At 39.9% G+C, this 23790-nt stretch carries 22 protein-coding genes; 10 read left to right on the top strand and 12 right to left on the bottom strand.

Features of this window, described 5'->3' with window-relative positions; genetic code table 11:
* The first annotated feature begins 113 nt into the window (after positions 1-113).
* Together A9P82_RS12380 and A9P82_RS12375 are read left to right on the top strand one after the other, a co-directional pair.
* Positions 114-506, top strand: coding sequence for an acyl-CoA thioesterase (locus A9P82_RS12380; RefSeq protein ID WP_066208281.1), 393 nt, complete (start codon positions 114-116; stop codon positions 504-506).
* Between the two features lie 93 nt (positions 507-599).
* Entirely contained in the window at positions 600-3812 is a 3213-nt protein-coding gene (locus A9P82_RS12375; protein WP_066208280.1) for a S41 family peptidase, read from the top strand.
* 76 nt (positions 3813-3888) lie between these two features.
* Here the strand turns inward: A9P82_RS12375 and fabD are convergent, their stop codons facing one another.
* The 7 genes from fabD to A9P82_RS12340 all read right to left on the bottom strand — a co-directional run bounded on the left by fabD (position 3889) and on the right by A9P82_RS12340 (position 7263).
* Positions 3889-4779 (bottom strand): ACP S-malonyltransferase, encoded by an 891-nt coding sequence (fabD, locus tag A9P82_RS12370; protein ID WP_066208278.1) that lies wholly within the window; start codon positions 4777-4779, stop codon positions 3889-3891.
* Positions 4776-5177, bottom strand: a complete 402-nt coding sequence (locus tag A9P82_RS12365; protein WP_156522684.1) for a hypothetical protein — start codon at positions 5175-5177, stop codon at positions 4776-4778. The genes fabD and A9P82_RS12365 overlap by 4 nt, the downstream gene beginning before the upstream one ends.
* Positions 5178-5195: 18 nt before the next feature.
* Positions 5196-5792 carry a GTP cyclohydrolase I FolE gene (gene folE, locus A9P82_RS12360; RefSeq protein ID WP_066208274.1) on the bottom strand — a complete coding sequence of 199 codons (597 nt, stop codon included), beginning with the start codon at positions 5790-5792 and terminating at the stop codon, positions 5196-5198.
* 89 nt (positions 5793-5881) lie between these two features.
* Positions 5882-6298, bottom strand: a complete 417-nt coding sequence (locus A9P82_RS12355) for a 6-pyruvoyl trahydropterin synthase family protein (RefSeq protein ID WP_066208273.1) — start codon at positions 6296-6298, stop codon at positions 5882-5884.
* A gap of 2 nt (positions 6299-6300) precedes the next feature.
* On the bottom strand, positions 6301-6627 hold the full coding sequence (locus A9P82_RS12350) for a type II toxin-antitoxin system RelE/ParE family toxin (protein ID WP_066208271.1): 327 nt from the start codon (positions 6625-6627) through the stop codon (positions 6301-6303).
* Positions 6617-6841: a hypothetical protein gene (locus A9P82_RS12345; RefSeq protein WP_066208268.1), complete on the bottom strand. Its 225-nt coding sequence runs from the start codon at positions 6839-6841 to the stop codon at positions 6617-6619. The genes A9P82_RS12350 and A9P82_RS12345 overlap by 11 nt, the downstream gene beginning before the upstream one ends.
* A gap of 11 nt (positions 6842-6852) precedes the next feature.
* A complete protein-coding gene (locus A9P82_RS12340; RefSeq protein WP_066209921.1) occupies positions 6853-7263 on the bottom strand; it encodes a 6-pyruvoyl trahydropterin synthase family protein in 411 nt (136 codons plus the stop codon).
* 69 nt (positions 7264-7332) lie between these two features.
* Between A9P82_RS12340 and A9P82_RS12335 the strand changes: the two genes are divergently transcribed.
* The 5 genes from A9P82_RS12335 (at position 7333) to A9P82_RS12315 (ending at position 13056) form a co-directional block, all read left to right on the top strand.
* Positions 7333-7785 carry a GNAT family N-acetyltransferase gene (locus tag A9P82_RS12335; protein WP_066208266.1) on the top strand — a complete coding sequence of 151 codons (453 nt, stop codon included), beginning with the start codon at positions 7333-7335 and terminating at the stop codon, positions 7783-7785.
* A gap of 238 nt (positions 7786-8023) precedes the next feature.
* The gene (locus tag A9P82_RS12330) at positions 8024-10465 is read left to right on the top strand and encodes an ABC transporter permease (protein ID WP_066208264.1); all 2442 of its coding nucleotides are present in this window, start codon (positions 8024-8026) and stop codon (positions 10463-10465) included.
* A 140-nt stretch (positions 10466-10605) separates the two neighbouring features.
* Positions 10606-11337, top strand: a complete 732-nt coding sequence (locus A9P82_RS12325; protein WP_066209918.1) for a ThuA domain-containing protein — start codon at positions 10606-10608, stop codon at positions 11335-11337.
* A gap of 85 nt (positions 11338-11422) precedes the next feature.
* A complete protein-coding gene (locus A9P82_RS12320; RefSeq protein ID WP_156522683.1) occupies positions 11423-11863 on the top strand; it encodes a nuclear transport factor 2 family protein in 441 nt (146 codons plus the stop codon).
* A 98-nt stretch (positions 11864-11961) separates the two neighbouring features.
* Positions 11962-13056: an LptF/LptG family permease gene (locus tag A9P82_RS12315; RefSeq protein ID WP_066208262.1), complete on the top strand. Its 1095-nt coding sequence runs from the start codon at positions 11962-11964 to the stop codon at positions 13054-13056.
* A gap of 175 nt (positions 13057-13231) precedes the next feature.
* Here A9P82_RS12315 and A9P82_RS12310 read toward each other — a convergent pair whose 3' ends face one another.
* Entirely contained in the window at positions 13232-13885 is a 654-nt protein-coding gene (locus A9P82_RS12310; protein ID WP_066208260.1) for an ABC transporter ATP-binding protein, read from the bottom strand.
* A gap of 139 nt (positions 13886-14024) precedes the next feature.
* On the opposite strand from A9P82_RS12310, the gene A9P82_RS12305 reads away from it, so the two are divergent.
* Complete coding sequence (locus A9P82_RS12305) at positions 14025-14246, top strand: DUF2795 domain-containing protein (RefSeq protein ID WP_066208257.1); 222 nt, start codon at positions 14025-14027, stop codon at positions 14244-14246.
* Positions 14247-14318: 72 nt separating this feature from the next.
* Here the strand turns inward: A9P82_RS12305 and A9P82_RS12300 are convergent, their stop codons facing one another.
* Positions 14319-15641 (bottom strand): DUF2130 domain-containing protein, encoded by a 1323-nt coding sequence (locus tag A9P82_RS12300; protein WP_066208255.1) that lies wholly within the window; start codon positions 15639-15641, stop codon positions 14319-14321.
* A gap of 95 nt (positions 15642-15736) precedes the next feature.
* Here A9P82_RS12300 and mfd point away from each other — a divergent pair, with 95 nt between their 5' ends.
* Positions 15737-19150: a transcription-repair coupling factor gene (gene mfd / locus A9P82_RS12295; protein ID WP_066209916.1), complete on the top strand. Its 3414-nt coding sequence runs from the start codon at positions 15737-15739 to the stop codon at positions 19148-19150.
* Between the two features lie 53 nt (positions 19151-19203).
* On the opposite strand, the gene A9P82_RS12290 is transcribed toward mfd, so the two are convergent.
* From A9P82_RS12290 to A9P82_RS12280, 3 genes are all read right to left on the bottom strand, one after another.
* The gene (locus A9P82_RS12290) at positions 19204-20583 is read right to left on the bottom strand and encodes an ammonium transporter (protein ID WP_066208254.1); all 1380 of its coding nucleotides are present in this window, start codon (positions 20581-20583) and stop codon (positions 19204-19206) included.
* Between the two features lie 268 nt (positions 20584-20851).
* The gene (locus A9P82_RS12285; RefSeq protein ID WP_066208253.1) at positions 20852-21745 is read right to left on the bottom strand and encodes a LysM peptidoglycan-binding domain-containing protein; all 894 of its coding nucleotides are present in this window, start codon (positions 21743-21745) and stop codon (positions 20852-20854) included.
* 58 nt (positions 21746-21803) lie between these two features.
* The gene (locus A9P82_RS12280) at positions 21804-23165 is read right to left on the bottom strand and encodes a methyltransferase RsmF C-terminal domain-like protein (protein WP_066209914.1); all 1362 of its coding nucleotides are present in this window, start codon (positions 23163-23165) and stop codon (positions 21804-21806) included.
* Positions 23166-23289: 124 nt separating this feature from the next.
* On the opposite strand from A9P82_RS12280, the gene A9P82_RS12275 reads away from it, so the two are divergent.
* The gene (locus tag A9P82_RS12275) at positions 23290-23781 is read left to right on the top strand and encodes a DUF4399 domain-containing protein (protein WP_082915338.1); all 492 of its coding nucleotides are present in this window, start codon (positions 23290-23292) and stop codon (positions 23779-23781) included.
* Positions 23782-23790 lie beyond the last annotated feature (9 nt).

The following is a 23790-nucleotide window of genomic DNA, read 5'->3' as shown; positions in this document are numbered from 1 at the left end:
TTGCCGTGTAGTAAAAGTTTGATGCTTTGTGTAAAAAAATATTGTTCTGCCCAAAAAGAACTTTAAAACAATGTGTTACTTTAGGTAAATTTGTTTTTTCTAATCAAAAAAATATGAATTTCTATACCCGAAAATTAATTAAGCCCGAAGACCTCAATCCCAATAACACACTGTTTGGCGGTACGTTGCTGAAATGGATAGACGAAGAAGCGGCGGTTTATGCCATTATTCAACTGGGAACCATTCGTTGCGTTACAAAATATATGTCTGAAATTAATTTTGTGAGTTCGCCGCGGCAAGGCGATATTATAGAACTTGGTATCAAGGCAACACATTTTGGTACGACCTCGCTTACGCTTGCCTGCCAGGTACGAAACAAAATAAATCTGAAAGTAGTGCTTACCATCGAAAAAATTGTTTTTGTAACAATTGACGAAAACGGCAAGCCTACGCCGCATGGCAGAAAAGAAATTACCTATACCGACGAAAGGTTGAGAGAACAATGATATTTTACCGTTCATCAATAATTTTTACAATAACCTACGTGGTTGTATAAATTTGTAACCACGATTCATTTTTTATTAACTAATCATTTTTGTATGAAGAAACTGCTACTTATCTCCATGTCGCTGCTTGCGACCTGCGGAGCTTTTGCACAAATCACGCCGCTATGGCTGATGAATCCATCCATTTCGCCCGACGGTAAAACTATTGCTTTCGGCTACAAAGGACATTTATATACAGTCAATAGTTCGGGTGGTACAGCTCAGCCATTGACCGTTGGCGATGCTTACGACGAAATGCCTGTGTGGAGCCACGATGGAAAATCCATTGCATTCGCCAGCGACCGTTACGGCGATTTTGATGTATTTGTAATTTCGGCAAAAGGCGGCGCTGCTAAAAGGTTAACTTATTACAGCGGCAACGATATTCCTGCCGATTTTTCGCCCGACGATAAACAGGTTTTATTCCTTTCCGCACGCAATGCACCCGCAAAAAGCGTTCGGTTCAGCAGCGGATTATTCAAAAACCTGTACTCAATTTCCGTAAACAGTGGCAGACCGGTTTTGATAAGTGCTGCAGGCATGGAGCGTGCGCATTATAACAGTAGCGGCTCGCAAATTATTTTTGAAGATGTAAAAGGCTACGAAGATGCCTGGCGCAAACACGCAACATCTGCAGTTACGCGCGACGTATGGACGTTCGATATTGCTTCGCAGCATTATAAAAAAATCAGCACTTTTATAGGCGAAGACAGAGAGCCGGTTTTCAGCAACGACAATAAAAGCACATTTTATTTAAGCGAAAGAAACGGCATACAAAATGTTTACGAGCAAAACCTGAATGCCGATGCGCCAAAACAGCTTACGTCTTTCAAAAACAATCCTGTACGCAATCTCAGCCGTTCAAATGACAATGAGTTATGCTTTACCTGGAATGGCGAAATTTATACATTGCAACCAAACGGGCAGCCGGCGAAAGTGGCTATTCAGATTGAAAATGCCGCGGACGACGACGTTGATAAAACCATTGGCGTAAACGGTAATATCAGCGAGTTTTCCGTAAGCCCGAATGGAAAAGAAATTGCTTTTGTCAATCGCGGCGAAATATTTGTTACCGCAGTTTCTAACGGCGAAACAAAACGAATTACCAACACGCCCCAGCAAGAACGCATGGTGCAATGGGCACCCGACGGTCGCAGCCTTATTTACGCAACCGAAAGAGGCGATAGCTGGGATATTTACAAAACTTCCCTTGTTCGTAAAGACGAGCCGTATTTTTATGCTTCAACTGTTTTGAAAGAAGAGCCTCTGATTGCAACAGACAAAGATGAATTTCAGCCTAAATACTCTCCCGACGGAAAGAAAATTGCATACATTGAAGAACGAAATATTTTAAAAGTATATGATGTAGCTACAAAGAAAACCGTAACCATTTTGCCCGAAGGTAGTAATCATTCTTATTCCGATGGCGACTGGGATTTCTCATGGAGTCCTGACAGCAAATGGATTGTGTTTGACGACCAACACGGTTACTTCTCTTCGAGCAATGCAGCGATGGCAAAAGCTGATGGTTCATCAAAAATATTTTTCCCTGTAAACAGCGGCTTCGGCGAAGGCAACAGCAAATGGGCATTGGGCGGAAAAGCATTGCTGTGGGAAAGCGATAAGCTGGGCAGAAAATCTTTGGCAACACAAGGCAGTCGCGAAAGTGATGTGTACGCTGTATTTTTTGACAAAGCAGCTTACGACGAATTTAATTTGAGCAAAGAAGATTATGCTTTGTTCAAAGAACGAAAAGATACTGCCAAAGCAGATACAAGCAAAATCAAGCCCGCAAAAGATTCTTCCAAAGATTTACAATTGGATTTGACCGACCTCGACAATCGTCAAGTACGGCTTACTATCAACAGCAGTTCCATCAGTGATTATGCTTTAACAAAAGACGGCAGTAAACTGTATTATCTCGCAGCGTTTGAAAAAGGCTTTGACCTTTGGGTTACGGAACCGAGAACGCACGACACACATATTCTTGCAAAGCTCAGCGACGGCGGAAGCAGCCTTGAACTAAGCAAAGATGAAAAAACATTGTTCTTAAGCACGCACGGCGGTTTGATTACAGTTGATGTCTCAAGCGGAAGAGTAACCCCGGTAGCCATTAACAGCAGCATGTTGCTTGATGCTGCTGCAGAAAGGCGATACATTTTTGAACACGCCTGGAGGCAAGTGAAAAAGAAATTGTACGACCCTACTTTACACGGAATCGATTGGGACGGATATTATAAAAACTACGCGCGTTTCTTACCGCATATCAACAACAATTATGATTTTCAGGTTTTACTGAGTGAATTTTTAGGCGAACTGAATGTTTCTCACTCTGGCGGAAGATACTATCCGCAAAGCAGAGGCGGCGACCAAACTGCGGCGTTAGGTTTATTATACGACGAAACGTACAAAGGCAAAGGCTTGAAGATTACCGAAATCATTGCCGGCGGACCAATTGACCTGGCGAAAAGCAAAGTGAAAGCGGGCGACATTTTGGAATCCATCGACGGACAAGCGATTACCGATGATATTGATTGGACGTCTTTGTTAAATCATAAGATTGGCAAAAACACATTGCTTTCTTTCTCGGGCGCTTCCGGTAATTGGGAAGAAGTTATTCGCCCGATTTCTCTCGGCGAAGAATCAGGCTTAATGTACAAACGCTGGACAAAATTAATGGCTGACATGGTTGATAAATTGAGCGGCGGCAAAATCGGGTATGTACATGTCGAAGGCATGAACGATGCAAGTTTCCGTGAAACATTTGACAGAGTAATGGGAAAAGAAAGGGATAAAAAAGCATTGATTGTAGATACACGTTTTAATGGCGGCGGTTGGCTGCACGATGATTTGGCGACTTTCCTTACAGGAAAAAATTATCTCAAATTTGCACCGCAAGGCAACTTGCTGAAAGGCGGCGAACCTTTGAACAGATGGCAAAAACCAAGCTGTGTGCTGATGAGCGAAGGCAATTACAGCGATGCATTTATTTTCCCTTATGTGTATAAAGAAATCGGTATCGGAAAATTAATCGGCATGCCGGTTGCCGGCACAGGCACAGCCGTTTGGTGGGAACGCCAGATAGACCCAACCATTATTTTTGGTATTCCAATGGTGGCAACTATTGGTAAAGAAAACCGCCCGACAGAAGGTTTGCAAATTGAACCCGATATTAAAGTTCCTTTGCCTTATGAAGATTTCCTTAACGGCAAAGACGACCAATTAGAGGCAGGCGTAAAAGAAATGCTGAAAGAAGCAGGCAATTAAATTTGAATATAGTTGTAAAGAAAGGCATTCTTCTAAAATTGAAGAATGCCTTTCTTATTTTTATGACTTATGAAAACTAACTCACACCATCAACGGAAATTTCTTTATTAATTTTCAAAACCAATCCCTGCAAAACTTTTCCGGGACCGCATTCCGTGAAAGTTGTAGCGCCGTCGGCTATCATTGCCTGAACGCATTGTGTCCATTTAACTGCGCCTGTTAATTGTGCGATTAAGTTTTGCTTTATTTCATCAGGATTACTTATTGCTTTTGCAACTACATTTTGATAAACAGGTGCAATTGGCTGCTGAAACGCAATAGAATCAATAGCCGCAGCCAATTCTTCTTTTGCAGGCTGCATCAATGGCGAATGAAATGCGCCGCCCACAGGCAATACCAAAGCGCGTTTTGCGCCTGCGGTTTTCATTGCTTCGCAAGCGGCTTCAACGCCTTTGACAGAACCGCTGATGACTAATTGCCCGGGACAATTATAATTTGCAGGCACAACAATTTCGCCGGTTTCTTTTGCAACGCTTGCGCAAATTTCTTCCACTTTTTCATCCGGCAAACCGAGAATTGCCGCCATCGTGGATGGATTGATTTCGCAAGCTTTTTGCATCGCTTTCGCGCGGATGCTTACAAGCTTCAATGCATCCTCAAACGACAAAGCGTTGTTGGCAACCAATGCAGAAAATTCGCCTAACGAATGACCTGCAACCATGTCAGGCTGCGGGTTTTGTAAAGTTTTGAACGCAATCACGGAATGCAGAAAAACCGCCGGCTGCGTTACATTGGTTTGCTTCAATTCTTCATCAGTTCCGTTGAACATAATGTCTGTAATGCGGAAGCCGAGCATATCATTGGCTTGCTCAAATAATGTTTTTGCCGTTTCATTTTCGTCGTACATTTTTTTCCCCATGCCGCTGAACTGTGCGCCCTGACCGGGGAAAACGTAAGCGTGTTTCATGAATTTCTTTTGTGTTTTATCTGTGTGAAATTATCTATAAGAATAATTATTGCTACGATACATGGTTCAAAAAATATTAGAGTTTCTAACAAATCTTCAAAACCTTTTATCGGCATACTTTCATGTATTGTAAATAGAAGTATTATGTAGCTTAATAACCCTAAAATCAATAGTAAATTATTTGTTCGGTAATAATAGTTTGTTTTATCTAAAAGACTTTTCCATAATCCAATATACCCTGTTATGCCAAACAACGAACCAAGAGAAATACAAAATGCGTCTCGCTCTTTAAATATTTCAAAAATAAAAGAGAAAAATGCCATTATACATAATATTACTCCAACAGTTGATAAAACTATTGCACTTATTAAAAGAATATTTTTTAATGTTTTACTCATAAACATTTATTCTTAAAATCAATGCAACTCCGCGCTTATCAACTTCATAAACTCGCTTCTTGTTCTGTCGTTTTCAAACTCGCCAAAGAACGCCGATGTTGTTGTGGAAGAATTTTGCTTGCTTACGCCGCGCATCATCATACACAAATGTTTCGCTTCGATTACAACGGCAACGCCCAAAGGCTGCAAGGCTTCTTTGATGGCATCGAGAATTTCGACGGTCAGTCTTTCCTGCACCTGCAATCTTCTGGAAAATATATCCACTACGCGCGCAATTTTGCTCAAGCCTGTAATCCAACCGTTGGGAATATACGCCACGTGCGCCTTCCCGATGAACGGCAGCAAATGATGCTCGCACAAGCTGTACAGTTCTATGTCTTTTACGATTACCATTTCGCTAATCGGTTCGTGAAACTTGGCGGAGTTCAAAATTTCCACTGCGTTTTGCTCGTATCCCTGTGTCATAAACTGCATGGCTTTGGCAATGCGTTCGGGTGTTTTCAGCAAGCCTTCGCGCTCGGAATTTTCGCCCAGCAAATTCAATATTTCTTTATAATGATTCATCAAACCGTTGGTAACAGTTTCGTCGTAATGTTCGGTTTTTCTATATGCCATTTGTCTGAACTGGGATTTTGTAAGATTTAAAAGATTGGTTGGATAAAATTGAATTTCCTATCAATTTATCATATCATCAAATTTTCAAATTAAATTGGATATTCCACAAAGTTTCTTTCGGTTTCGTACAAGCGGATTTGCAGATCTAATTTCTCGTCGATTCGCGGGCGAATGAGTTTGTAAATTACAATTGCAATATTTTCTGCCGTTGGATTTAGGGTTTTAAATTCCTGTGTATCTAAATTCAAATTGCGGTGGTCAAACCGTGCGACAACTTCCTGCTGAATAATATCGTTCAGCAATTTCATATCAAACACATAACCCGTTTTTTCATCTACTTCGCCGGTAACTTTTACGACAATCTCGTAGTTGTGCCCGTGATAATGCGGCAGGTTGCATTTGCCGAAAACTTCAGCATTTTTTTCTGCGCTCCACTCCTCCACATTCAGGCGATGCGCGGCGTTGAAGTGCGCCTTTCTGAAAACGGAAACTTTTTCCTGAGCCATAATTAATGTATCAAATTTAAAAGCGCTTTGATTTGTAAATCAGAAATGTTTTCTTGTTCTGCTTTGTCATACATTGACAGCAAATAAACTTTTTCTTTATCAATATGCACGTGCGAAATAATCCTTGCTCCGCCCCTTTTACCTTTTCCTTTTGATGCAATTGCAATACGAATTTTAAAACAATTATTCCCAATGCCTACGCCTTGCGTCGGATTATTTTGCAAACTTTCAATCAAAGAAATCAACTCTTGTTTCAAAGACGGGTATTTTTTCACAAGACGCTTAGCTTGCTTATCAAAATACGATAGCGTGATTACTTTATAGCTCATCTATCAATGCTTTCGCTTCGCGCCCTTTTGCTTTGCCACTTTTAATTGCATTCAGTTCCTGAACCGCTTGCTCCAATTCTTTCAGAAAACGAATATTGGCATCGGACAATTTCTTTTTATCGGATGTAAAATGATTGTTCAACCTTTTCGCTAATTGCTTATACAAACTTTCTTCTTCCTTGGAGTTTGGATATATCGTAATTGTGTTTGCCATATTTATAAAATTTATTCCCCGAAATATTCCACGAATATTCTCGGCGTTTCGTACAATTTTATTTTGTGCAAATGTACATCTTTTGGCAAATGCGGTTCGAGTTGCTGCCAGATGCCGATTGCCAGATTTTCTGTACTGCACAATTTCCCTTGCATAAAATCCACATCAAGATTGAGATTTTTATGGTCGAGTTTTTCGATGACATTATCTATAATAATTTTGCTCAGTTTTTTTACATCCATTACAAAACCCGTATCCGGATTAGGATTTCCTTTTACCGTAACATACAATTCAAAATTGTGTCCATGCCAGTTTTCATTGGCGCAAAGCCCGAACACTTCATCATTCTGTTCGCGGCTCCAGTTGGGATTATACAATTTATGCGCAGCATTGAAATGCTCCAAGCGCGTAAGATATACCATTGCTAAAAAATAATTTTTTGCAAAGGTAAACCGATTTTTCGGGTTTACATTTGACCACAAATTTTAAAGATGATTTTAATAAGAAAAGCGAAAAAAGAAGACTGCCCGCAAATGATGAACCTGGTAAACGAACTCGCTTTGTTTGAAAAAGCGCCGCAGGAAGTAACCGTAACTTTGCAGCATTTTGAAGCAAGCGGCTTCTCCGAAACGCCCGTGTGGTGGGCATTTGTGGCAGAAGATGATGAAACGAAAAAGTTAGTTGCGCTCGGCTTATATTACGTTCGTTATTCTACCTGGAAAGGGCAAAGAATGTATCTGGAAGATTTGATTGTTACGGAAAAATATCGCGGGCGCGGCATCGGAAAAATGCTTTTTGAAAAATTGATGGAAGAAGCGAAAGAAAAAAAATTTTCGGGAATGGCTTGGCAAGCGCTTGACTGGAACACGCCGGCGCTGGATTTTTATAAAAAGTATGATGCAAAATTTGATAACGATTGGGTAAACTGCTCGATTGATTTTTAAGCGGATTTCATACAGAGCAATTCTTCTCCGTACTTTATTTGAGCTGCCGGCTCTGCATAAAATTTCCTCAAAAATTTAAAAAAGTGTATCAAAAGCGGACACTAAGTGTTCGCTTTTGATACACTTTTATTTTTTGAAAAAATTGTAATTAATTGATTTACAACATATTGAAAGCTTGGCATGCTTGCTGATAAATTTTTTCGGGAGAAATATTTTTAAATTATAAAAAGAAAAAGCCATGTTCTTCAAAAACCTGCAATATGCATTCAAGATTTTTAAGAAAAACAGAGCCACGACTGCGATTAATATTCTCGGCTTGGCAGTCGGCATTAGCGCGGCAATTGTGATTTTTTTGATTGTGCGATACGATTATAGTTTTGATAATTGGGAACCGCAGAAAGAAAATATTTACCGTGTTTATACAAGTATGCCGCCTTTCGGCACAAATTCAGGAATCTCTGTACCTGCCGCAGATGCAATACCGTCAAACATTCCGGGCATACAGGCATCGGCGCATTTCATGCAGTCGTTTCTTCAAAATCCGACTGTTACTATTCCGAATAAACAAAACAGCAAAGGCGTAACCTTGTCCAAAAATGATGATATTTCTTTTGCCGATGAAAATTATTTTAAAATATTCCCACATCAATGGTTGCAGGGAAGCGCCGCAAGTTCTTTGTCGCAGATAAATCAGGTTGTCATCAGCAAAACGGAAGCGGAAAAATATTTTCCTCATGTCGCGCTTGATAAAGTCATTGGCAGGTCCATGATTTTTGAAGATTCTATCCAAACTGTCGTTTCAGGAATTGTTGCAGACTTGAAAGAACACACGGATTTTGACAATAAAATTTTCATTTCATTAAAAACATACAATGCAAGGTTTAAGGCAAGTGGCATGACGCCCAACTGGCGAAACGTGGACGGCTCTTCGCAATTTCTTGTACGGTTGAACCCAAAGACAAATCCGGAAACGGTAAACAGGCAACTCAAAAATCTTTTTATAGAAAATGAAAAAGGTGTGGAAGAAAAGGATCTTTGGATAGGACAGTTACAGCCGTTGTCCGACGTTCATTTTAATACACACATTGATGGAACTGTAAGCAAATCTTCTTTGCGCAATCTTGGTTTGCTTGCATTGTTTTTACTGTTGCTTGCAGCCATTAATTTCATCAATCTTTCTACGGCGCAATCAACATTGCGTGCAAAAGAAATTGGCGTGCGCAAAACTTTTGGCAGCAACAACAGGCAAATCGTTTATCAGTTCTTAACTGAAACATTTTTGGTTACAGTTTGCGCGGCGATTCTTGCAATCATACTTTCTCCTTTTTTGATTTATGTATTTAAAGGATTTATTCCGGATGGCTTGAATGCAAAAGAAATGTTTCAGCCGCTGGTTCTTGTTTTTCTTGTAATAATGATTATTGTGGTTACATTGCTTGCCGGTTTATATCCTGCCTTTGTACTTACAAAATATCGCCCTGCGTTGGTTATGAAAAATCAGGTTCTCAACAAGGGAAAGTCGCGCAATGTACGGGTTAGAGAAGTTTTGACGGTTTTTCAGTTTGTATTGGCACAGGTATTTTTAATTGTGGTTTTTGTTATTGGTAAACAAATTCATTATGAATTGAACAAAGACATCGGCATGAAAAAAGATGCAATTGTTACTTTCGGAATTCCGGATTTCAGGGAAAGAGGCAAAAGCAAAAAATTTGTTTTGGTCAATGAGTTAAAGAAGATTCCGCAAATACAAAATATCTCGCTCAATACAATGCCGCCACTTGTGAACGGATGGAGCAGCACAAGGATAACGTGGTATAACAAAGGCGTGGAAAACGATTACGACCAGGTGCATGTTCGCAGCGGCGACGATAATTATCTTAGTCTGTTCGGTTTGCAATTATTGGCAGGAAGAAATTTTCATGTGGACACAAGCGCGAAAGTTACAGATGTGCTGATTAATGAAACGCTGCTGCATCAAATGGGTTTTCACAATCCGCAAGATGTCATCGGGCAATATGTCAAAGGCGGACCAAGCGATTCTTCGAAGATTGTAGGTGTATTGAAAGATTTTACAACCATGTCCTTGCACAGTCCTATTTTTCCCACTACAGTATTTGCAGATGACAAAAGCTATGCTTCAAGGCTCTCACTTTCATTAAACGGAAATGATATTTCGGCTTGGAAAAACACGCTCGATAAAGTTGAATCGGCGTATAAAAAAATCTATCCCAACAGAGATTTTGATTATACTTTTTTAGACGACACCATTAAAAATTTATACAAAAGTGATATTCGCCTATCTACTTTATTGAAATGGGCAACAGGCTTGGCAATCTTTATCAGTTGCTTGGGGTTATTGGGTTTGGTAAGTTTTATGGCAAACCAACGGACAAAAGAAATCGGCATACGAAAAGTATTGGGCGCATCGGTAATGCAAATTATTTCTTTGCTGTCAAAGAGCTTGGTAAAATTGGTGGTGTTGGCATCAGTAATTGCGTTTCCCATCGCTTGGTATTTTTCGCACAAATGGTTGCAGGATTTTGCTTTTAAAACATCATTAAGTTGGTGGATATTTCTCATCAGCGGCATCGGAATGTTGATTGTTGCGCTGGTAGTACTTTGTTTGCGTGCAATGAAAGCGGCAAAAGCTAATCCTGTCAATAGTCTGAAGGATGAATAAACCTGTGATTGAAACTTTAAGGGGAAATAAAATACAAACACGATTGTCGTTATGCCTGGTCGCTCGGAATAACGACAATTGTGTTGCATTATTATCAAATAAATTTTCCGACCTTAGCCGAAAGAAAACGAATGTTAATTATGAAAAAATATATTCTGCTCAAAATAACAGTAACCATTGCAATTATTTTTTGTTGCTTCGCAGCCGCAAATGCACGCCATTCAAAGGTTTTGATATTTAGCAAAACGGCAGGTTTTCATCATGCTTCTATTCCCGCCGGCATTGCAGCCATTCAAAAGCTGGGCGCAGAAAATCATTTTTCCGTAGATACAACTACCGATTCAAATCTTTTTACGAACGATAATCTGAAAAAATATGCAGCCGTTATTTTTCTCAATACAACGGGCGATGTATTGAATAATGCGCAGCAAAAAGCATTTGAAAATTATATCCGTAACGGTGGCGGATTTGTGGGCGTTCATGCTGCAACGGATACGGAATATGATTGGTCCTGGTACGGCAATTTGGTAGGCGCTTATTTTAAAAGTCATCCTAAAATTCAACAGGCAACGCTGGAAGTGGTTGACCATAATTTTCCGGGTACAAAAAATCTCCCTGACCGTTGGACGCGTACCGACGAATGGTACAATTACAAATGGATTGCCAATGACCTGCACGTGCTGATAAAAATTGACGAATCGTCCTACAAAGGCGGGGAAAACGACGACAATCATCCGATGTGCTGGTATCACAACTTTGACGGCGGTCGCGCTTTTTATGTAGAAATGGGACACACCGACGAATCGTACAGCGAACCGCCATATCTCCATCTTTTGTTAAGCGGAATAAAATATGCCATGCATAAACATTGAATTTAAAATTTCTGCACGGTTATTGTTCCGGTATCGGCTTTATTGAGCAACTTTGACGCTCTATCAAATCATTAAAAAATAAAAAATGAAAAAGACTTTATTGTGCCTCGCAATCGCAATTTCTTGCGTTGCATTTGAAAGCAAAAGCCAGACAGCAACGCCCTCTTCCGTTGCTTCAAGTTTTTCCAAAGCAATGGTTAACCTTAACATAGCAGAAGCCGAAAAATATGCCGACTCTGTTGGGGTAAACACGCTAAAACAAATAGAACCAATGGTTTCTCAACAGTCGGCAGCCATTCCGGATTCTATAAAAACATTGCTGACGAACGCGACATTTACTGCCGACAGTGAAAAAATTACAGGCGACAGTGCATTTGTAGAAATCACTATGGACCTGGGCAAACCGATAAACGGCATTCAGCAACAGAAACAAAAAGTCGCTTTGAAAAAAGAAAATAACGAATGGAAAGTAATCATTAACAAATTTATTTCCGGCGATAATCCGGACAGCAATGACGAGCAATAATTTTCGACAGTAGTAAAACTTTACCGGACGCATCATTCATAATTGATGCGTTTTTTGTGTTTATGATATGATTAATTCCTTTTACTTTGTAACTCTTTATGAAGAAGATTGACCGGTACATTATCAAGAATTTCTTAACCACGTTTTTCTTCGCCATTTTTCTGTTTACCGTAATTTCTGTGGTAATCGATATTGGCGAAAAAACGGATGATTTTGTAAAAAGCGGTTGGTCGGCGTACAAAATTTTTAAAGATTATTATCTCTCTTTCATTCCACATATTATCGCGCTGCTGTTTCCTTTGTTCGTATTTATTGCTGTGATTTTTTTTACATCGAAAATGGCGGGGCGCAGCGAAATCATTGCTATTCTCGCAAGTGGCACAAGCTTTAAGCGTTTTCTTCGTCCGTATCTTTTTACGGGCATTGCATTGTGTTTGTTACTGGGTGTTGCGGCTTCATTTATTGTTCCGCCCGCAGAAATAAAACGCACGTATTTTGAAGATGTGTACGTACACGGAAACTCAAGCTACGACAAGCTTGTAAAGCACGCACCGATGCTGTATTTTAAAACAGATTCTTTTACCTACAACGGCATTCACAACTTTGATGCAGTGAATAAAAGCGGCGGACCATTTTTTATGATGCGCCTGAAAAATCACGAACTGGTCTATAATTTGAGGTCGGCTTCCATTCGCTGGGACACGGCGCACGGCGCACACTGGAACCTGCAAAGCGTAGTGGAACGAACGTTTAACAAAGGCGTTGAAACCGTAAAATATTATCCTGAAAAAAAAGTATATTTCAAATTTGACCCGACAGATTTAAAAGACGACCAATATGCCGAAGTGAAATTGACAACGCCTAAACTTTGGCAAAAAATAAAACTGGAAGAACTGCGCGGCGGCGAAGATGTAAACTCATATAAAATAGAATTTTATCACAGGTTTGCCACGCCCATTTCTGTACTGATTTTGACGATGATTGGTGCTGTAATTGCCGGTCGAAAAGTTCGCGGCGGCAGCGGCGCGCATTTGGCTATCGGTTTTGTGCTGGCAGCCGTTTTTATTTTAATGGACAGATTTTCCACTATCTTTTCTACCAAAGCAAATTTTCCACCGCTTATTGCTGCGTGGCTTCCCAATATTGTATTCGCAATCGTAGCAATTTATTTATACCGAAAAGCGCCCAAATAGAATATTTAACCACATAGAAACATAGTTTTCTTGTATAGATAATCGAAGCGAAATGTAATAGCAACACATAGATTTTCATCTTTCGATGAAAATACTTATGATTTCTCCCTGCTTAAATTATAAACAGGTTTTGACTTTTTAATTGACTATGTATCTATGTGGTTAAATGAAAAAATTATTCTTCAATCAGTCCGTCTTTCATTTTCAGAATGCGGTCGCTCATCGCGGCAAGTTCTTCGTTGTGCGTAACAATTAAAAATGTCTGGCTAAATTCTTCTCTCAGTTGAAAAAAAAGATTGTGCAGTTCTTTTGCATTTGCGCTGTCGAGGTTGCCCGTAGGTTCGTCTGCAAACACAATTGACGGTTTATTGATAAGCGCACGCGCCACGGCAACGCGTTGCTGTTCGCCGCCGCTTAATTGGTTCGGTTTGTTTTCAATTCTGTCTTTTAATCCCAAAATCGAAAGAAGGCGCGCGGCTTCAGTTTCTACTTCTTTCTTTTTTCTGCCTGCAAGCCAGCCCGGAATACATACATTTTCCAATGCCGTAAATTCCGGCAGCAAATGATGAAACTGAAAAACGAAACCGATATTTTTATTACGGAAATCGGCGAGCTTCTTATCGCGCAAATGATGGAAAGGCTGATTGTTCAGGTAAATTTCTCCTTTATCGGCGCTGTCCAAAGTTCCTAAAATATGCAGCAGCGTGGTTTTTCCTGCGCCGGATGAGCCTACTATCGAAACAATTTCGCGCTGCGCAATTTCAAGACTCACGCCTTTTAAAACTTCTAACTGGTTGTATTTTTTGTGAATATTTACTGCTTTCAGCATAAAGCAACGCTTCTTGTTTTTTACAAACGTACCGGAAAAAAATTTATTTTAACCGAAACTTAATTATTGTGTTGAAAAATGTTATTTGGTAGTTTGCTTTGATGAATTACATTTGCCGAAATTTTTAAATTGAAGGCTTATGTTTTGGACTTTAGAATTAGCCAGTTATTTGGAAGATGCGCCTTGGCCCGCAAGCAAAGATGAGTTGATTGACTTTGCCATCCGTTCCGGTGCACCCATTGAAGTGGTAGAAAATTTGCAAGAGCTGGAAGACGAAGGCGAAGTGTATGAAAGCATTGAAGATATTTGGCCCGACTATCCGAGCCAGGAAGACTTTTTGTTCAACGAAGATGAATATTAACTAATAAATTAGTTTACAAACTAATCATGCAGGCTGATGCGGAAACATTTCCGCATCAGCCTGTTTTACTTTTTATTCCAACTTGTTCGACAGTTCATCAAACTTTGCTTTCATTGTAGGATTGTTTCGCGTTAGTTTTTTAATGCTCAAATCTTCGGCTTTATTATTTGCAAGGCGATAATTATTCTCTGACGACAACAAAGCATCTTTCGTTTTTTGAAGATGAATGATTGTTTTATCTATTTCGTCAATCGCTTCTTTAAATCTGCGGCTTGCCAATTCATAATTTCTTGCAAATCCCTTCTTGAACTCACTAAGTTCTTCCTCAAAATTGGTAATGTCAATATTCTGGTTTCTAACCAATGCAAGTTCGGCTTTATATTTCATAGCGTTCATGGCTGCATTGCGCAGCAAAGTAATTATCGGAATAAAAAACTGTGGACGCACGACGTACATTTTGTTGTATCGGTGCGACACATCAACAATTCCTGTGTTGTATAACTCGTTTTCCGATTCTAACAATGACACTAAAACAGCATATTCGCAGTTCTTTTCGTTCCGGTCTTTGTCAAGTTCTTTAAAAAAATCTTCATTGCGTTTTTTGGTTGCCGTTTGGTCGGCTTCATTTTTCATCTCGAACATAATCGAGATAATTTCATTGCCTGCTTCATCATTTTCCCTATAAATAAAATCGCCTTTGCTACCGGAACTTGAATTGTTGTCTTTCTCAAAATAAGCGTTTTGAAAAGCAACAGGGCGAAGTTTATTAAACTCTGTTTCGCAATGCTGTTCAAGCGTTTCTCCAAGCATTTTAGTTGAGAGTTTCAGCTTCATATCTTTGCGGAGTGCAATTTCTTCGTCTTTCAATTTAATAATGTCGTCTTTCGTTTTAAGCTCGGCTATATACTTTTCGTTCAACGATTTTTCGAGCAGTATTTTTTCTGTTGCCAGGGTATCGCGTTCTTTTTCCACTTTCTGAACAGCTTCTGCAAGCGCCAGTTTTTTCTCCGTTTCCGCACTTTCGATTTTGGCTTTCAACTGATTTATTTCATTGTCTTTTTGGGCTTTTAGCGTAGTGATGCTGTTATCTTTCTGAGCAATCAAATCCTGGTAAGAATTTTTAAGCGTAGCTTCGGCAATTTTTACTGCATTTTCTATTTCCGTGTCTTTATTTTTTAAGGTATTCGCTAAGCTGTCGCGTTCTTTTTCCAGATTTTTATACGCTTCGGTAAACGCATTTCGTTGCTCAGCTTTCGCAAGCCTTACTTCACTTTCAATTCTGTTTTTTAATTCTTCCTCAAACTGATGGTCGCGAACTTGTTTAAGAATATCTGCAAAACCGGCTTCATCTACTTTAAATGCCTTATGACAATTCGGACAAATAATCTCGTTCATAGTTTTTTTGTTTGAAAAAACAATATTACGAAATGTTTTATGACACGAATTATTTAGGATTAGTGTCATGGCAAATTGTACCTTTGCAGCGTGTTATGAACCTACAGACACTTCTCGGGAAGTACAACAATTTTCCCCGCCTGAAACAGTTGGCGGACAGGCTTTTACTGTCCAAATCCGAAAAAATATTTTTACAGAATTTAAAAGGCAGTTCCGCTGAATTCCTTGCTGCATCAGTATTTCAGCACGAAGCATTGAAAAATTTCAACCATGTTTTTGTACTGAACGATTCAGAGGAAGCCGCGTATTTCCACAACACTTTGGAAAATCTTACAGGCGCGTTGAACCTGTTTTATTTTCCGTCTTCTTTCAAAAACAGAAAGAATTTTCAACTGCTCAATTCGTCGCACATCATGCTACGGACAGAGGCATTGACAAGATTTTCTGCGCCAACGGGCGAACGCACCGGCGCGATGATTACTTATCCCGAAGCGTTGTTTGAAAAAGTAGTGCTGCCCAAAACGTTGAGCGGAAATATTATTCATATCAAAGTAAACGACACTTTGAATGTTGATAGTTTAATGGAATTGTTCGTCGATTACGGTTTTGTGCGAACCGATTTTGTGTACGAACCCGGACAGTTTGCTTTGCGCGGCGGCATTTTGGATATTTATTCGTTCGGAAATGACAAGCCTTATCGTGTGGAGCTTTTCGGCAACGATGTGGACAGCATTCGTTTGTTTGATCCGGAAACACAATTGAGCGAGCGTAAGCTGTTGCAGGTTTCGATTATACCAAATGTAGAAACACAATTTGATGATGAAGAAAAAATTTCTTTGTTCAATTTTCTTCCCGAAAACACGATTATCTGGCTGAAAGACTGGGACGTAATTGCGGAGCAAATCACTCGTCAGAACTTGGATTTGCAGGACTTCTTGGATAAAAAGGATAATGAAAATTTTGTCGAAGAAATCAACGATGAATTTGAAGAAACAAAGATTTTAAAGAATATTAATCAAGATGATTTTCTCTCTTCAGAAATTATCAAAGAAGAAATTTTAGAAAGAACGATTATTGAGTTTGGCTACCAACCACACTTCTCTCTTCTAACTTCTGACTTCTTCACAAAAGAGCAGCCTTCGTTTAACCGCAATTTCGATTTGCTGATTAAAGATTTAAAGTCTTACGAAAGTAAGAAATACGATATTTATCTTTTCTCGGAACAAGCAAAACAACTTGAAAGGTTAAGGAGCATTTTTACGGATTTGAATACCGAAATTCAATTCACGCCATTGGCTGTCAGCATTCACGAAGGCTTTATTGACGATGACTTAAAAATCGTTTGCTACACCGACCACCAGATTTTTCAGCGTTATCATAAGTATCATATCCGTCAGGCGTACAACAAGAGCAAAGCCTTGTCGTTAAAGACTTTGCGCGATATGCAGCCCGGCGATTTTGTTACACATATCGACCACGGCGTCGGTCGTTACAGCGGTTTGCAAAAAATCGAAAGTAACGGCAGCATTCAGGAAGCGGTGCGTATTATTTACCGCGACAATGATATTTTGTATGTGAATATTAATTCGCTGCACAAGATTTCAAAGTACACGGGCAAAGAAGGAACCGAACCGAAAATCAACAAGCTCGGCAGCGATGTCTGGAACAAGCTGAAAGAAAAAACCAAGACGCGCGTTAAAGAAATTGCATTCGATTTAATCAAATTATATGCGGAACGAAAAGCGCAAAAAGGCTTTGCCTTTTCGCCCGACAATTATATGCAGACCGAATTGGAAGCGAGCTTTATTTATGAAGATACGCCCGACCAAAGCAAAGCCACTGCCGATGTAAAACGCGATATGGAAAGTCCCGCACCAATGGACAGATTGGTTTGCGGCGATGTGGGTTTCGGAAAGACGGAAGTGGCTATCCGCGCGGCTTTTAAGGCTGTTGTGGATGGAAAACAAGTGGCGGTTTTAGTGCCGACGACTATTCTTGCCTATCAGCATTTTCAAACATTTTCGGAACGGCTAAAAGAGTTTGCCGTTACGGTCGATTTTATCAATCGCTTTAAAACGGCGAAAGAGAAAAAAGAAACTTTACAAAAATTAGCCGAAGGAAAAATTGACATAATTATTGGTACGCACGCTGTTCTCGGAAAGGATGTGAAATTCAAAGATTTAGGCTTGATGGTTATTGATGAAGAACAAAAGTTTGGCGTGGCGCACAAAGAAAAATTAAAGACTTTGCGCACCAATGTAGATAGCCTTACATTGACTGCAACGCCCATTCCGCGTACATTACAGTTCAGTTTGATGGGCGCGAGAGATTTATCAATCATCAATACGCCGCCGCCAAATCGCCAACCGATTCAAACCGAAGTACAGGTCTTTTCGCACGATTTTGTACGCGATGCCATCTATTTTGAAATCGAGCGCGGCGGACAGGTTTTCTTTGTTTACAATCGTGTGCAGGGCGTAAAAGAAATGAGTGCTTTGATACAACAGCTTTGTCCCGATTTAAGTGTTACTTATGCTCACGGACAAATGGATGGAAAAGAATTGGAAGGAAAAATATTGGATTTTATTGAGCGGAAATACGATGTATTGGTTTGTACCAATATTGTTGAAAGCGGCGTGGACATTCCGAATGTGAACACGATTATCATCAACAATGCGCATCATTTCGGGTTGAGCGATTTGCATCAGTTACGCGGTCGTGTTGGGCGAAATAATAAAAAAGCATTTTGTTATTTGTTAGCTCCGCCGATGAGCACTTTACCTGCCGATTCGCGAAAACGCCTGCAAACATTGGAACAGTTTAGCGAGTTGGGAAGCGGCTTCCAGATTGCGATGCGCGATTTGGATATTCGCGGTGCGGGAAATTTGTTGGGCGGAGAACAAACGGGTTTCATGGCTGAAATCGGTTTTGAAATGTACCAAAAAGTTTTGGAAGAAGCCATTCGCGAACTCAAGCGCACAGACTTTAAGGATTTGTTCAAAGAAGAAATTTCCAAGCAAGACGATTTTGTTTCCGATTGCACGATTGATACCGACCAGGAGATTTTAATTCCCGATAGTTATGTTGAAAATATAACGGAACGTTTGGCGCTTTATACAAGACTCGACCATTATCAGAATGAAGAAGAACTGCAACATTTTCGTCAGGAATTAATTGATAGATTTGGCGCAATTCCGCAACAGGTGGAAGATTTATTTTCCGTAATCAAATCGCGGGAACTCGCTATTGGCTTAGGTTTTGAGAAAATGACGCTGAAAGAAAATGTATTGCGCTGTTTCTTCATCAACAAAAACGATTCGCCGTATTTTGAAAGCGATACGTTTAAAAATATCCTTGATTATTTGCAAACAGGAACGAACAAAGCGAGGTTGAAACAAATAGGCACCAACTTTTTGCTGATTGTGAATGATGTAAAAAATGCCGATGAAATGCTTCGTTTTTTACAAAAAATGTGGTCTTCCGTATCACGTAAAGAAACTTCCAAATAAAAAAATCCTCTGTGCAAATACAAAGGATTTCAATTAAACATGAGCAGGTAAATTTAAGCTTTTGCCACTATATCAGAAGCGGTATGAATTGGTCGCGGCGGATCTAAATAAATTTCATCGTGCTGCGAAGCATCCAAGCCGATTTTTTCGTCTTCTTCGCTCACGCGCAACGGCAATATAAAGTTGATAAACTTGAAAATTAAAAACGATACCACAAAACTATAAACCACGGCAAAAAGCAGTGCTTTCAGTTCAGTAAAAAAGAAACTTGCATTGCCATAAAACAGCCCGTCTGCACCTGCACTATTAACGGTTTTTGTAGCAAATACACCGGTCAAAATCATTCCTACAATACCGCCTATCCCATGGCATGGAAAAACGTCCAAAGTATCATCTACTCTGGATTTTGACTTAATATGAACGGCTGTATTTGAAATAATGGCAGCAAGCACGCCTATAAATATACTTTGCGGAATTGCTACATATCCTGCGCCCGGTGTAATCGCCACCAAGCCGACAACAGCGCCAATGCAGAAGCCAAGCACAGAAGGTTTTTTCCCTTTCATCACATCAAAAAACATCCATGATAAACCCGCTGCTGCTGCTGCTGTATTGGTCGTTGCAAAAGCCGAAACAGCCAATCCGTTTGCAGCGCCCGCAGAACCCGCATTAAACCCAAACCAACCAAACCATAACAAACTTGTTCCAATTAAAACATAAGGAATATTTGCCGGCGGCGTTTCTATTTTTTCGATGTGGACTTTTCTTCGTTTCAAGACCAAAGCACCCGCAAGTGCAGCGCATCCTGCGGAAATATGCACCACTGTTCCACCTGCAAAATCGAGCGCACCCATTTTTGCTAAAAATCCATCGGGATGCCAACTCCAGTGTGCCAGCGGCGCATATACCAATAAACTAAACAAAACAATAAACAAAATGTACGAAGTAAATCTTATTCTTTCGGCAACAGCGCCTACCACTAAACCCGGCGTAATAATGGCAAACATTAATTGAAATAAAGAAAACAATGTAAACGGAACCGTTGGCATTCCGCCCCACGGCTGCCCCGAAGCCACATCTTTAAAAAAGAAAAAAGTCGCAGGATTGCCCACAAAACCGCCGATAGATTTTCCGAAACACAAGCTAAACCCAACAACAACCCAAATAACACTCACGACTCCCGCAGCTACCACACTTTTAATCATGGTAGAAAGAATGTTTTTCCTGTTTACCATGCCGCCGTAAAAAAAGGCAAGCCCCGGCGTCATTAAAAATACCAAAGCAGTAGAAATAAGTACCCATGTGGTATCGGCGCCATTATACTTTCCCGAAGCATCAGCGTAATTCGTTATCGAAGGAATAAACAACGCACCCAAAGCTACAAGCGCCAAAATAAGGAACGGAGCAACTCTCTTAAAAGAAGTTTTTTGCATACAGATTAATTAATAATAATATTTGCTAAACAATTGCCAAATTTCCACAAAATAACTTTCAAGTCAAAACAAATTAATAAATAATTATTATCTTAATATATCTGATAAAGAGACATAAAACAAAAAGCATCGGCAAAGTTCCGATGCTTTTAAAAGGTTGCATGAGCATAAGACCTCACACAATCTCTCCTAATTGAATGATTTTCATAGATTAGCCACAATACTAAAACCAATATCTATGCCAATTATGAAAACCGTTTTTGTAAAATCAATTGGATTTATAATAAGAAACAATAATATCAAAGCTGTCGCCGCTTAGACTCAATACGTTCGCTGCGGCATCGCTGATGCGGTATGTCAAGCCTGCATTTTGCTTTACATTACCCAGGTTCCAAAGCACTTTTGCATAAGCTGTTTTACCGTTCGCCTGTATTTTTACAATAGTTCCGGGAGTAACATCATTCATCAGAATATAATATTTTTTATCTTGCCATCCGCTTGCGGTTTTAAAAATGCCGGCTGTTCCTTTTGTAATTAATTCCGTTCCGTTTGCGTGGCTTAGATAAGCAGTCGAAAACACACCTTCTTCAGTATCTGTTGGTATAGGTGTTTGCGGTTGCGACTGCGCTTCCGAATCTCCCGTTCTTTGCTTGTCGTCACTTGCTGCCGGAACTGTAGTTTCTGCTACCTTATCAGCAGATTGTGCAGAAGAATTTTGTGCCGGAAGCGTATTATCTGCCTGTGTTGCTACAGGAGAGGGGCGTTCTACAGTTGCAACCGGACTACCTTCAGCCGGAGGTGTCAAGCGCAAAACCTGCCCTACTTTAATAGTATTGTCGGGAATATTATTCCAGTCGCGCAATTGAGCAACGGTAACTTTATTTGCCCGCGCAATTTGGTACAGTGTTTCGCCTTTTGCTACTGTATGAGACGTTTCTGCCAGTGCATTTGCTGTGGGTATTTTAACCGCTTCGCCTACGAACAATTTACTGTCTGTCGTCATTTTATTGAGCCGCATTATATCGCCCACCGTTGTGCCGTATTGCTTGGCAAGTTGTGAAAGTGTTTCGCCGTCTTTTATAGTATGTACCACAAAATTTGACTGTGCCGAAGCAATACCGATAATAAAAGATGCACTTATAAAAAGAATGATTTTTTTCATTATTTCTGTTTGTTAATTACAATTTTTAAAGATGCGGATTTTATCCATAAGAGCAAAGTTAATCTTTTAAAATACGCCATTCGTTGGGATAATAATTATTGATTCTGTTGGGCAACAATTTCATCCAGCCAAGATTAATTCCTTCAAAACTTGCTAAAACAAAGCCTTTCAGCGAATCGTTCAACTCAAAATCTTTGCGCTTGAGATATTGCAAACTTTGTGCCTTGTCCAATTCTACACGCGGAAGAACTTTTGCGAAAATAGTACTTACCGCCAAATCGTGCGCAGGAACAAGTCCCTTGTTTTTAATTTCGCCGATGGTAACCCCCGCTTTTTTCAAATATAAATTTTGCTGCAACAAAGGAATTTCGTCCAGCCAATTTTCATTCAAAGCAATAAAAGAATTGTTGTGTTTAAAAATCTGAACAGGTTGCTGAATTTCAATCCAATTATATATTTCAGCGATTTCATTTCTATTAGGAACAGCTAATTTTTTTGCATTATTTTCATAAAAAACTTCGCCGTCCTTTTTCCGAAAAACGGAAATAAAAAATCCTTCGCTGCGCGTTTTATCAGGATAAAATTTATAGCCTACGGCTTTGTTTTTTGAAGATTCGACTTGTGTAATTCCCCATTCTTCCCGTGTTTCAAGCGGAATATTTTCTAAGGAAAAATTATCCGTCAGCCAATCCAGTATTTCTTCATCTTCCTGTGGCGAATAAGAGCAAGTCGAATAAATAAGCAACCCGTTTTGTCTTATCGAAGGATATACATCTGCCAAAATCCTTTGCTGGCGCAGGCTGCAAAGTTTTACATTGTCTTCGCTCCATTCTGTAATCGCATCATTGTCTTTTCTGAAAAGTCCGCTTCCGCTGCATGGTGCATCTATCAGCACAATATCGAAATAATTTTTTAAAGAAGAAAAATGCTGCGGGTCATTATTGGTAACTACAACATTATCTGTTCCCCATTTTGTAATATTCTCAACTAAAATATTCGCCCTTGACTTAATCACTTCATTGGCGATAATTAAACCATTGGAAAAATAGGATGACAATAAGGTTGATTTTCCGCCGGGCGCGGCGCATAAATCCAGTACTTTTACCTTCTCGTTTCTATCGCTTGTTTGCGACAATGCTTCCCAAATAAACTGGCTTCCGGCTTCCTGCACATAATAAAACCCTGCATGAAACAAAGGGTCAAAAGTAAATGATGGACGCTCCGAAAGATAGAAACCGTAAGGATTCCAGCCAACCTTATCTTCAGGTAAAGCATTTTTATACAACAATAATTTGTCGGGATTGTATCTTACAGATGTGATGCCGGAAGTTTCTTCGTGAACTTTTATAAAGCCGTTTCTGTCAAAACCTTTGGTGTTTTGCAAAGATGAAAGGAGTGCTTCGGGTAATGGTAATGCCACGTTAAAATTAATGATTGAAAAAGCAAATTTAAGCAAGAATCGCCGTATGAAGTTTTGCAGAAAAAGCTTGTATGCTTAACTTTATCGTTTCAACAAAATTTCTCACTCATAAAATTTCTCTATTATGCGAAAATTATTCATCGTTCCTGCGATATTATTGACGTCGTTAGTTGCTTGTAATTCAGGTTCGGGCAGCGCTTCTAACGCAGACTCTACAACAGCATCAACTGTCGCAACAGATACTGTTCCGGCTTTGCCGCCGGTGCCTGCGGGCGCAAAAGTGTATTTCAAAAACCTGAAAGACGGGCAAACCGTTTCTTCTCCTGTTAAAATTGAGTTTGGCGTGGACAGTATGACGGTGGTTAAAAAAGCACCTGACGGACAAATCGCCGAAGGTCTGGGTCATCATCATCTATTGATTGATGCAGGAGATTCTATTCCCACCGGACAAGTGATTCCGGCAGATAGCACACACATTCATTACGGCGGTGGACAAACAGAAGCAACCGTTCCATTAAGCGCCGGAAAACATACATTGACATTGCAATTTGGCGATGCTATCCATCGTTCTTACGGAAGCGCTTTAGCGGCAACCGTTACTGTTACGGTAAAATAGTTAGCATTT

Source organism: Arachidicoccus sp. BS20 (assembly GCF_001659705.1).
Lineage (GTDB): Bacteria > Bacteroidota > Bacteroidia > Chitinophagales > Chitinophagaceae > Arachidicoccus.
The sequence above is the reverse complement of the archived record's forward strand: the minus strand, read 5'-3'. Positions and strand labels throughout refer to the sequence as shown.

Excerpts from the sequence above, each read along its gene's own strand:
- A9P82_RS12305 (WP_066208257.1), top strand. The coding sequence starts at position 14,025 with ATGTTTTGGACTTTAGAATTAGCCAGTTATTTGGAAGATGCGCCTTGG.
- A9P82_RS12355 (WP_066208273.1), bottom strand. The coding sequence starts at position 6,298 with ATGGCTCAGGAAAAAGTTTCCGTTTTCAGAAAGGCGCACTTCAACGCC.
- A9P82_RS12380 (WP_066208281.1), top strand. The coding sequence starts at position 114 with ATGAATTTCTATACCCGAAAATTAATTAAGCCCGAAGACCTCAATCCC.
- A9P82_RS12310 (WP_066208260.1), bottom strand. The coding sequence starts at position 13,885 with ATGCTGAAAGCAGTAAATATTCACAAAAAATACAACCAGTTAGAAGTT.
- A9P82_RS12275 (WP_082915338.1), top strand. The coding sequence starts at position 23,290 with ATGCGAAAATTATTCATCGTTCCTGCGATATTATTGACGTCGTTAGTT.
- A9P82_RS12320 (WP_156522683.1), top strand. The coding sequence starts at position 11,423 with ATGAAAAAGACTTTATTGTGCCTCGCAATCGCAATTTCTTGCGTTGCA.
- A9P82_RS12290 (WP_066208254.1), bottom strand. The coding sequence starts at position 20,583 with ATGCAAAAAACTTCTTTTAAGAGAGTTGCTCCGTTCCTTATTTTGGCG.
- A9P82_RS12325 (WP_066209918.1), top strand. The coding sequence starts at position 10,606 with ATGAAAAAATATATTCTGCTCAAAATAACAGTAACCATTGCAATTATT.
- A9P82_RS12300 (WP_066208255.1), bottom strand. The coding sequence starts at position 15,641 with ATGAACGAGATTATTTGTCCGAATTGTCATAAGGCATTTAAAGTAGAT.
- A9P82_RS12335 (WP_066208266.1), top strand. The coding sequence starts at position 7,333 with ATGATTTTAATAAGAAAAGCGAAAAAAGAAGACTGCCCGCAAATGATG.
- folE (WP_066208274.1), bottom strand. The coding sequence starts at position 5,792 with ATGGCATATAGAAAAACCGAACATTACGACGAAACTGTTACCAACGGT.
- A9P82_RS12330 (WP_066208264.1), top strand. The coding sequence starts at position 8,024 with ATGTTCTTCAAAAACCTGCAATATGCATTCAAGATTTTTAAGAAAAAC.
- A9P82_RS12345 (WP_066208268.1), bottom strand. The coding sequence starts at position 6,841 with ATGGCAAACACAATTACGATATATCCAAACTCCAAGGAAGAAGAAAGT.
- A9P82_RS12365 (WP_156522684.1), bottom strand. The coding sequence starts at position 5,177 with ATGAGTAAAACATTAAAAAATATTCTTTTAATAAGTGCAATAGTTTTA.
- A9P82_RS12285 (WP_066208253.1), bottom strand. The coding sequence starts at position 21,745 with ATGAAAAAAATCATTCTTTTTATAAGTGCATCTTTTATTATCGGTATT.
- fabD (WP_066208278.1), bottom strand. The coding sequence starts at position 4,779 with ATGAAACACGCTTACGTTTTCCCCGGTCAGGGCGCACAGTTCAGCGGC.
- A9P82_RS12375 (WP_066208280.1), top strand. The coding sequence starts at position 600 with ATGAAGAAACTGCTACTTATCTCCATGTCGCTGCTTGCGACCTGCGGA.
- A9P82_RS12315 (WP_066208262.1), top strand. The coding sequence starts at position 11,962 with ATGAAGAAGATTGACCGGTACATTATCAAGAATTTCTTAACCACGTTT.
- A9P82_RS12350 (WP_066208271.1), bottom strand. The coding sequence starts at position 6,627 with ATGAGCTATAAAGTAATCACGCTATCGTATTTTGATAAGCAAGCTAAG.
- mfd (WP_066209916.1), top strand. The coding sequence starts at position 15,737 with ATGAACCTACAGACACTTCTCGGGAAGTACAACAATTTTCCCCGCCTG.
- A9P82_RS12340 (WP_066209921.1), bottom strand. The coding sequence starts at position 7,263 with ATGGTATATCTTACGCGCTTGGAGCATTTCAATGCTGCGCATAAATTG.